General features: G+C 73.7%; 6 protein-coding genes. 3 read left to right on the forward strand and 3 right to left on the reverse strand.

From position 1 onward, the window contains the following. Together IE321_RS39730 and IE321_RS39735 are read right to left on the reverse strand one after the other, a co-directional pair. Positions 1-1137, reverse strand: a 1137-nt coding sequence (locus IE321_RS39730) for a sigma-70 family RNA polymerase sigma factor (RefSeq protein WP_190226517.1), incomplete at its 3' end; no start/stop codon positions are given. Between the two features lie 206 nt (positions 1138-1343). Next, positions 1344-2171 carry a TetR/AcrR family transcriptional regulator gene (locus tag IE321_RS39735; RefSeq protein WP_441349036.1) on the reverse strand — a complete coding sequence of 276 codons (828 nt, stop codon included), beginning with the start codon at positions 2169-2171 and terminating at the stop codon, positions 1344-1346. A gap of 341 nt (positions 2172-2512) precedes the next feature. On the opposite strand from IE321_RS39735, the gene IE321_RS39740 reads away from it, so the two are divergent. Together IE321_RS39740 and IE321_RS39745 are read left to right on the forward strand one after the other, a co-directional pair. Then, a complete protein-coding gene (locus tag IE321_RS39740) occupies positions 2513-3913 on the forward strand; it encodes an NAD(P)/FAD-dependent oxidoreductase (RefSeq protein WP_190226518.1) in 1401 nt (466 codons plus the stop codon). Positions 3914-4019: 106 nt separating this feature from the next. Then, on the forward strand, positions 4020-5540 hold the full coding sequence (locus IE321_RS39745) for an ATP-binding SpoIIE family protein phosphatase (protein ID WP_190226519.1): 1521 nt from the start codon (positions 4020-4022) through the stop codon (positions 5538-5540). Here IE321_RS39745 and IE321_RS39750 read toward each other — a convergent pair. Continuing rightward, on the reverse strand, positions 5537-6805 hold the full coding sequence (locus IE321_RS39750) for an MFS transporter (protein ID WP_190226520.1): 1269 nt from the start codon (positions 6803-6805) through the stop codon (positions 5537-5539). The genes IE321_RS39745 and IE321_RS39750 overlap by 4 nt on opposite strands. A gap of 155 nt (positions 6806-6960) precedes the next feature. Here IE321_RS39750 and IE321_RS39755 point away from each other — a divergent pair, with 155 nt between their 5' ends. Next, positions 6961-7527, forward strand: coding sequence for a MarR family winged helix-turn-helix transcriptional regulator (locus IE321_RS39755; RefSeq protein WP_043232439.1), 567 nt, complete (start codon positions 6961-6963; stop codon positions 7525-7527). Positions 7528-7807 lie beyond the last annotated feature (280 nt).

Raw genomic sequence — 7807 nt, forward strand, 5'->3', positions numbered from 1 at the left:
CGCCACCTCGCCCGCGCCGGACGCGCCCGCCGCTCCTCCGGCGACGGTGCCGGCGGCCTTGAGGGAGTAGCCGGCGGCGAACCAGCCGATGACCGCGACCGGGAGCAGCGCCGGGATCCCGGCGTTGACGTGGGCGAGTTCACCGGCCGCGACCCGGCACTTGGCGCACTCGTCGAGGTGCTTGCGCAGCCCGCGCTCGGCCCGCGTCCGCAGTCCGCCGCGGGCGTGGGCGCCGAGCCGGTCCGCGTACCGGGCGCAGTCGCCGCCGGCCGTGAGGGCCTGGCTGACGTGCGCCTGGAGGTAGGCCTGCTTGAGTCCCTCGCGGGCGCGGCTGGCGAGCACCGCGGTGGCGTTGGCGGTCAGGCCGAAGAGCGGGGCGACCTCGCTGGGCGACTCCTCCTCGACGGTGGTGTGCCACAGGACGGCCTGCCAGCGCTCGGGCAGCGAGCGGAACGCCTGCATGGCCAGCGACTGTTCGGCCTCCTGCATGGCCCGGACCTCGGCGCCGAGGTCCAGGGTGTCCTGGTCGGAGACCTCGGAGGAGCGGGCGGCGTCGGCGGCGAAGACGGCGAAGTCCTCGACGAGGTGCTCGCGCCTCTGGGTCTTGGCCCAGGCCGCGCCGACCCGCCGCACGGTGGTCATCAGATAGGCGCGGACGGCCTGTTCGGGCCCGGCGCCGCCGCGGACGGCCTGGAGGGTGCGGGTGAAGACCTCGGCGGTGAGGTCGTCGGCGGTGTGCCCGTCCCGGCAGCAGGTCCTGGCGTAGCGCCGTACGGCCTCCGAGTGGCGGCGGAACAGCTCCTCGTACGCGGAGTCGTCGCCGTCCCGCATGAGCCGGATCAGATCGGCGTCGGAGGGCCCGGCCTCCCGCGGCGGCGGCAGCACCCCCTCGCCGTCGGCGTCGTCCGCCGGGTCGTCCTCCGCGAGGGGAGGGGGCACGGCGAGGGGCGCGGCTCCGGCCGAGGTGGCCTCGCGCTGCTGCGGCACGCTGGGTTCGCCCGTGCACTTCGGCGAGCCGGGACCGTCAGCGGGGGGCCCGCCCGGGCCTCCCTGGCTCGGGACCTGCCGGGCCGGCAGCCCCTCGGCCTCCGTGGCACCGCCACCGCCCAGCGGATCGTCCCGACCTTCACCGCTCATCGCGGAAGCCCCCGTACGCATGCGCAGACCCGAACACCGGCCCAGCCTGCCACACGACGCGGGCACGCCGAAGCGCCGCGTCCACTTACCACTCGTCCGGGGCGACTTCACGCGCCCCGGCGTAACCGCTCACACGTTCGTGTCACACCCGCTGGTCCGACCGGCCCACAGGACCGGCGGACCGACGGGCGGGCGACCGCGGCGCGCTACCGCGAGCGCAGGCCCTCCAGCAGGATGTCCAGGAGCCGGGCCGAGGCCGCCGCCTGCTGCACCGCGTCCGGCAGCGCCGGGGCCGAGGTGGCGATCACGAGGAGGACGTCCGCCACGGTCACGTCCGTCCGCAGCTCACCCGCCTCACGGGCCCGGTCGACCAGTCGGCCGACGACCTCCAGGAGCTCCGCCGCACCGGCGTCGTCCCGCTCGTCCACCGGCACCGCCCGGGGCGCGACCACGCGCGCGTCGCCCGGCTCGCCGAGACCCCGCTGGGACGGCACCCGGGCCGTGCCCTCGCCGTCCCCGTCCACCGCCGACGGCTCGTCGACGCCGACCCGCAGCACCTGCGGCGGCAGCAGCCGCCCGGCACCCGAGGCGACCGAGGTGCGCAGGAACCGGGAGAGCGCCGACCACGGCTCGTCCTCCTGCCCGAGCGCGGCCCGCGCCTGCTCGGTCAGCCGCGCGGTCTCCTCCTCGGCTATCCGCCGCACCAGCACGTCCTTGCTGGGGAAGCGGCGGTAGACGGTGCCCACGCCCACGCGGGCCCGCCGGGCCACGTCCTCCATCGGCGCGCCGTAACCGAGCTCGCCGAAGACCTCGCGCGCGGCCCGGAGCACGTGCTCCAGATTGCGCTGCGCGTCGACCCGCAGCGGCGCCGCGCGCCCGCCCGCCACCGGACCGCCCATGACGGTGCCCGTGCCCGCGACGGTGCCGCCGGCCAGCGCGCTCCCGACCGTCGGCACGGAGGCCACGGCCCCCGCGCCCCGGTCGTCGCGCTCGGCGCCGACGACGGACTGCCAACGAGAATCCTGAATCTGCATAAGCGTTCCCCCGCTCATGATGTCTCCCCCCGGAGACTCCCCGCCCTGATACGGGGCTCCCGGCCGGTGTGCGCCATCGGTCCGCGCGCACGCCGACCCGACACCCCGACGAACTACGAACATAGTTGAGTCCGGGTCAATTCAGAAGGGGGAGTTCCGTACGGTGCGCCCCCCGATCGGAGCAAGGCACCGAAGCCACCGGTTTCCCACCCCCTGCCCCACCACCCGCGCCCGCCGTGACCTGCGCCGTTGCGCCCCGCCGCGCCGTGCGCGCCACCCCGCGCCTCCGTACCCCTCCGGTCACACAATTCGCCGGGCCTGTGGACAAACCCCGGACGGCGATGCCTCATGGGACGGTGACGGAACCTGCGCGCATTCTCGTGGTCGGCGGTGGCTACGTCGGCATGTACACCGCGCTGCGCCTCCAGCGGCAGCTCAGGGCGGAGCTCGCCGACGGCACCGCCGAGATCACGGTGGTCACCCCCGACCCGTACATGACGTACCAGCCGTTCCTCCCCGAGGCCGCCGCAGGCTCCCTCTCCCCGCGCCACGTCGTCGTCCCGCTCCGCCGCGTCCTGAACCGCTGCCGCCTCCTCATCGGCGAGGCCGAGTCCGTCGACCACGCCAAGCGCACCGCGATCGTCACCACCCTCGCCACCGACGAGGAGGGCGCAGGCCCGGTCGCCCTCGGCTACGACGAACTGGTCCTCGCCCCCGGCTCGGTCTCCCGCACCCTCCCGGTCCCCGGCCTCGCCGAGCACGGCATCGGCTTCAAGACCGTCGAAGAGGCCATCGGCCTGCGCAACCACGTCCTGGAACAGCTCGACATCGCCTCGTCCACCCGCGACCCCGCCCTCCGCGACGCCGCCCTCACCTTCGTCTTCGTCGGCGGCGGCTACGCGGGCGTGGAGGCCCTGGCGGAGCTGGAGGACATGGCCCGCTACGCCACCCGCTACTACCACAACGTCAAGCCCGCGGACCTGCGCTGGATCCTCGTCGAGGCCGCCGGCCGGATCCTCCCCGAGGTCGGCGAGGAGATGGGCCGCTACGCGATCCGCGAGCTCCGCGGCCGCAACGTCGACGTCCGCCTGGACACCCGCCTCGACAGCTGCGAGGACCGCGTCGCCGTCCTCAGCGACGGCACCCGCCTGCCCACCCGTACCGTCGTGTGGACCGCCGGCGTGAAACCCGCACCCGTCCTCGCCGCCACCGACCTCCCCCGCGACGAGCGCGGCCGGATCCGGTGCACCGCCCACCTCGCCGTCGCGGACACCCCCCACGCCTGGGCGGCCGGCGACGCCGCCGCCGTCCCCGACGTCACCGCGGCGGAACCCGGCACCCCCTGCGCCCCCAACGCCCAGCACGCCGTCCGCCAGGCCAAGGTCCTCGCCGAGAACCTTGCCGCCTCGCTCCGGGGCCGCCCGCTCAAGGAGTACGCGCACGCGTACGCGGGCTCCGTCGCCTCCCTCGGCCTCCACAAGGGCGTCGCCCACGTGTACGGGCGCAAGCTCAAGGGCTACCCGGCCTGGCTCATGCACCGCGCCTACCACCTCAGCCGGATGCCCACCGCCAACCGCAAGGCCCGCGTCCTCGCCGAATGGACCCTCTCCGGCCTCTTCAAGCGCGAGATCGTCTCCCTCGGCTCCCTGGAACATCCCCGGGCCGAGTTCGAACTGGCGGCCGCACCCCCGCCCCCGCCCCCCGAGACCGGCTCCGACGGGAACGACCGGCCGTCCTCCTGACATCACTGTCAGTGCACTCGTCCACACTGGACGTGTGACCATAGGTGGGCTCACACCTGCACAGCGTGACTCCGCACGGCACCGACACCACGAGGCATACAGATCCGTGAACTTCACCCGTTGGAGCGCCCGTCTCCCCGGCACGCAGCGCCGCGCGGCGCGGGGGAGCGAAGGCTCCGTGCCCGCCGCCCGCGGGGAGTACGGTCCGCGGCCGGAGCGACCCGCCGAGGGCATCGAGGACCCCGAGCACGCGGAGGACACCGTGGACACCGAGGTCCCCGCCCTGGAGGACTTCTCCGTACGGGACCTCCTCGGCCGCCTCCCCGGGCTCGTCGCACTCCTGTACGGCCCCGAGCACCGCATCGCGTACGTCAACGAGGCGTACGCCGCCGCCTTCGGCCCCCGCACCCCGGGCGCCACCGTCGCCGCCACCTGCCCCGAGGCCGAGGAGCTGGGCCTGCTGCCCCTCCTCGACCAGGTCCTGCGCAGCGGCAAGCCCCGCACCGTGAAGTCCCGCCGCACCGCCGACGGCGGCTCGTACACGGTCACCTGCCTGCCCGTCGACAGCCCGCACCTCGAAGGCGCCGGCGTCCTCGTCCACGCCGCCGACGTCACCGACCACGCCGAGGCCGCCGAGCGGCTCCGGGCCAGCGAGCGCCGGCACCGCGAGACCGCCGTCACCCTCCAGCGCTCCCTCCTTCCGCAGGAGCTGGAGCAGCCCGACGACCTGCGGATCGCCGCCACCTACCAGCCCGGCGTCGCCGACGCCGCCGTCGGCGGCGACTGGTACGACGTCATCACCCTCGGCGCCGGCCGCACCGCCCTCGTCATCGGCGACGTGATGGGCCGCGGCGTCCGCGCCGCCGCCGTCATGGGCCAGCTCCGCACCGCCGTCCGCGCCTACGCCCGCCTGGACCTGCCCCCGCACGAGGTCCTCCAGCTGCTCGACGGCCTCGCCGCCGAGATCGACGCCAGCCAGATCGCCACCTGCGTCTACGCCGTCCACGACCCCAACGAGGGCAAGCTCGTCTACGCCTCCGCAGGCCACCTCCCGATCCTCGTCCGCGACGAGGACGGCACCGTCCGCACGGCCGGCGACCCCACCGGACCCCCGCTCGGCACCGGCGGCTGGCTGCACGCCTCCGGCTCCATTGCCCTGCCCCCCGGCTCCACCGCCGAGCACGACGACGACGTCGCCGTCCTCGTCGTCCAGCACCCCGCCCGGGACGGCGCCGACGCCGAGCTGTTCCACAACGCGGCCCTCGAACTCCTCGGCGGCGTCGAGGCCGCCCCGCGCGCGCGTGCCTTCGCCTCCGGAGTCCTCTCCTCCTGGCGCTTCCCCGTCGAACTCCGCGACCTCGGCGTCCTCGCCACCAGCGAGCTCGTCGCCAACAGCCTCCAGCACGGCACCCCGCCCATGCGCCTGCGGCTGCGCCGCACCGACCGCCGGCTGATCATCGAGGTCACCGACGGCGACGACCACCTGCCGCGCCGCCGCAGGGCGGAAACGGAGGACGAGGCGGGTCGCGGGATCTCCATCATCGCGACGATCGCCTCGTCCTGGGGGAGCCGCCGCACTCCGGGCGGCGGCAAAGCGGTGTGGTGCGAGTTCGCCCTGCCCGACTAGGCAGCGGCGGCGGTCTCCTTCTCCGGCTGGTGCCGCACCACGATCCGCGAGGGCTTCGTGGCGAGCGACGGCTGGTTCTGCACCGGCGTGAGCTGCTTGCCCAGCCGGACCGCGAGCACCGTGACCAGCAACGAGAACAGCACGAAGGTCACGATGTACGGGCCGTGCAGCGACGCGCCCATCGGACCGCCCACCGCCGGACCGACCGCCAGCGCCAGCTGCTTCACCAGGGCGAAGGCCGAGTTGTACGAGCCCACCATGGACTCCGGCGCCAGATCGGCGACCAGCGGCGCCACGGTCGGCGACAGCATCGCCTCGCCCAGACCGAACAGCGCGTACGTGGAGACGAACGCGGCCGTCGCCATCGCCTGGCTGCCGTGCCCGAGACCCGCGTACCCGGCGATGATCCAGGCCAGCGCCCAGATCAGACCCACGGCCGCGATCACCCGGGACCGCTTGCGGCGCTCCACGAACTTCAGCACCAGGAACTGGGCCAGCACGATCACCGCCGTGTTGGCGGCCAGCGCGAGGCCGAGCGTCGACGGCGCGATGCCCGCGGCCTCGGTGCCGTACGCGGCCAGACCCGACTCGAACTGTCCGTAGCAGGCGAAGAAGAGGACGAAGCCGAGCACGCACAGCTGGACCATCGCCTTGTGACCGAGCAGCGCCCGGATCCCGCCCCTGCCGCCCTCGGCGGGCCGCGCGCCCTGGAGCGCGGGCGAGCCGGCCGTCTTCACGGTGCCGACCACCGCGGCCAGCACCAGGAACATCGCCGCCTCGATCGAGAACAGCAGCAGGAAGCTGTCGGGCCGGCTCACGTCGACCAGCTGGCCGCCGATCAGACCGCCCAGACCCAGGCCGAGGTTCTGCAGGAAGAACTGGAGCGCGAAGGCACGGGTCCGCCCGACGGGCTCGGAGCACCACACGATCATCGTGGCGAGCGCCGGCTGGAGCACCGCCGTCCCCGCACCGAGCAGCGCGGCCGCGCCCACCGCGGCCGGGACGCTCGACGCGAGCCCCATCGCCACGGCACCGGCCGCGGCCAGCCCCGAGGCGACCAGCAGCACCGGCACGGGCCCGCGCCGGTCGATCGCCCGTCCGCTGAACGGCAGCACCACGAGCGCGGCCATGGCGAAGACGGCCAGCACCACACCCGCGGTCGTCGCGCCCAGATCCCGCACCTGCGCCACGTACACATAGAGGTACGGCACGGTGAAGCCGAGTCCGAACGCGCTCAGCGCGCTGCCTGCCTGAATCCGGCGCATCGCGGCGCCCCTCGCCTTGGTCACACTCACCCACTTCGATCGCGGGTTCAGGCTTGTACGCCTGAACCCTCAAGACTTCAACCCTAAAGTTCGATCCTTAACAGTACACATAGAAGGACTTCAATGCCAACGAGGAGCGTGGAATACTCGGACCCATGTCCGACACCCCCGAGCGCCCCGCCTCGCAAGAGCCGCAGGAGCCGACGCTCGACGAGCAGATCGCCGCCTACCAGCGCGAGTACCGCGACCTGGACCCCCAGGTGGAGAAGGTGGTCTCCGCCCTCGGCCGGCTGAACCGCCGGATGAACGTGGCGTACGGCCGCCAGCTCGCCGACCTCGGCATCAGCAACGCGGAGTGGGAGGTCCTCAAGACCCTCGTCCTCTCCGGAGCGCCGTACCGCCTGGGCCCGGGCGAGCTGGCCAAGCGGCTCGGCCTCACGCCGGCCGCCATGACCCACCGCATCGACCGCATGGCCGGCGAGGGCCTGGTCACCCGTGACCGCGACGAGAACAACCGCGTCCGCGTGATCGTGGAGCTCACCGACGAGGGCCGTACGAAGTGGCTGGAGGCGATGCGCATGGCCACGGACTTCGAGGAGAAGCTCCTCCAGGACCTGGAGCCCGAGGAGCGCGGCGCCCTGGGCGACGCCCTCATCCGCCTGCTGCGCCGGGTGGAACTGAGCCAGCCCGACGCCGGCGGCAGGCTCACGGACCTCGACTGAGGACGTCCCGCGAGGCCATCTGAGGGGGGTTGACACCCCCCTGGTCGATGCGTAGTGTTCTCCGAGTTGTCACGGAGCCGGAACGGTTCTGCGACAGCCATCCCGCCGCGATAGCGGCACCTCAACCCAGCACGATCTCCCTCACGGGATGAATTTCGGCGTGCCGAAATTCAATTCGAACGACTCGATTATGAGTTGACCGAGGGAATCCGCTAAGGTTTGAGACGTCGGAACGGCCCAACGGCCGGGAAGACAACTCCCGCTGACTGGGAATCAGACG

The sequence above is a fragment of the Streptomyces hydrogenans genome, assembly GCF_014656075.1.
Lineage (GTDB): Bacteria > Actinomycetota > Actinomycetes > Streptomycetales > Streptomycetaceae > Streptomyces > Streptomyces hydrogenans.